At 71.5% G+C, this 1,891-nt stretch carries 2 protein-coding genes; one reads left to right on the top strand and one right to left on the bottom strand.

The features are described from left to right. Window positions 1-153 precede the first annotated feature (153 nt). A complete protein-coding gene (locus WA805_RS27805) occupies window positions 154-1,335 on the bottom strand; it encodes an imelysin family protein (protein ID WP_422285322.1) in 1,182 nt (393 codons plus the stop codon). A 171-nt stretch (window positions 1,336-1,506) separates the two neighbouring features. On the opposite strand from WA805_RS27805, the gene WA805_RS27800 reads away from it, so the two are divergent. Then, window positions 1,507-1,891: aldolase/citrate lyase family protein (locus WA805_RS27800; RefSeq protein ID WP_425243811.1), on the top strand; the 385-nt coding region annotated here is incomplete at its 3' end.

The following is a 1,891-nucleotide window of genomic DNA, read 5'->3' as shown; positions in this document are numbered from 1 at the left end:
GGATCAGCGGGAGTGCCCCTGGACGCGTACCCGGCAAAGCCGCCCGCGACGCCGCCGGCGACGACGCCGCCCGCGACGCCTCCTGCCATGCCGCGCAGGAATGACCGCCGCCCGGGCGTAGCGGCCGCCTCGCCATGAACAGGCTGCTCAGGCTCAGAAGTCATTGACGGTGTTCCTCGGCTCCGTGATCGACGCGACGGGCGCGAGTTCCTGCAGGACCTGCCCGCACGCGGCGTCGATCGCCAGCCTCGCGGAGTCGGGCAGCGCCGAGACGGGAACCCACCATCCGTTCGGGAGCTGTTCCTTCTCCAGCAGGGACTGCAGCTGGCTCAGCCCGGTGTAGACGGCGGGCAGCCCCGGATACCTGGGCGCGAGCAGCGGGTGCAGCAGCGCGAGCAGCACGCGGCTGGCGGTGATGCTGGCGACCGTGCTCGCGAGCGTCGTGCCGCTGCCGTAGTCGTCGTGCCCGGTGAGCTGGAACTCGAGCGCGTTCTCGATGACCTCGTGGGCGCGCCGCCCGAGGTCGGCGAGCGGGACCTGCTGCGTTTGCCACCAGGCGGCGAGCTGGTCGACGTCGCTGTTGAGCCCGCTGGCGACGGGAACGAGCGACGCCAGTGACTGCCCGCGCCACAGCCCGTACTCAAGGCGGTAGAACCCGGTCCACTGCGGGCTGGCGACCCCGGTGGCGTCCGCCCGGCCGTCGATCTCGGTGTCGAAGTGCCCGAACGCGTCGTAGGCGTCGCCGAGCGTCTCGTACTGGAGGTGCGCCGTCAGCCAGTCGCGGCGCGCGGCCGTCAGGTTCCCGCTGCGCACGGCGGCGGCGAGTGTAGCCGTCTCCGGTGCGAGCACCTTGAGCGCCGTTTCGGTCTCCGCCTGGTATGTCTTGGCGGGCGGGATGAGGTCGTTGTACGTGACGGGCAGGACCGCCGGCGTGCCCGTGGCGTGCCCGGGCACCGTGACCGTCACTCCCTTCAGCGGGCTGGCGTCGCTGAACAGGCAGACCAGCGCGTACTTCCCTGAGCCGAAGTCGATGCTGATCGGGTTGACGGTGCCAGGACCGGTGTTCTCGATCTCGGCGTACACCGCGCCGTTGGCCGGGTCGTCCAGGTCGATCTCGGCGCCGCCCGTCCCCTGGTTGCTGATCTGGATCGTATGCCAGCCGGGACCAGGCACCGACCAGGTTCCGCCGCACTGGCTGCCGCTGACGTCGATGACGCCCGGCTGCTGAGTGCCCGCCGCACCGGGGCCGCCTGAGCTGCAAGCGGTCAGCGCCGCGAAGAACGCCGTGAGCACCGCGCCTGCGACGGCAGGCGCGGGCGAGCGTCTGATACGCATGGGACTTCTGGGCCTTCGTCTCGGGCATCGGCCAGTCGTCAGCATAGGGTCGGCCAACCCCAGACGGACCGGCGAGCCGACGCTGAGGATAAACGTTCACCTTCTGCTCAACTCCAGGACATCGAGGACTCCCCGCACGCCCGGTGCGGGCGCCGCCGGTACTGTGCACCCATGGACAGCGAGTACCGGCCGCGCCGGACCTGCATGTCGGTCCCGGCGAGCAGCGAGCGGTTCCTCGCCAAGGCGCGGGAGCTGGCCGCCGACGAGGTGATGCTCGACCTTGAGGACTCGGTGGCGCCCGCCGCCAAGGACACGGCCCGCGACCTCGCGGTCGGCGCGCTCAAGGCCGGGGGCTGGGACGGCAGGCTGGTCGCGGTGCGGATCAACGGCGCCAGCACGCCGTGGGCCTACAAGGACGTGATCGCCGTCGTGGAAGGCGCGCCAGGCGCCGTCGATTCGCTGGTGCTGCCGAAGGTCACCTCGCTCTCGGCGGTCAGCTGGCTCGACGTGCTGCTCGGCCAGGCGGAACAGGTGGCGGGCCTGCCGCCGGGCGCGA

The organism is Trebonia sp. (assembly GCF_049794275.1).
Classification (GTDB): domain Bacteria; phylum Actinomycetota; class Actinomycetes; order Streptosporangiales; family Streptosporangiaceae; genus Trebonia.
The sequence above is the reverse complement of the archived record's forward strand: the minus strand, read 5'-3'. Positions and strand labels throughout refer to the sequence as shown.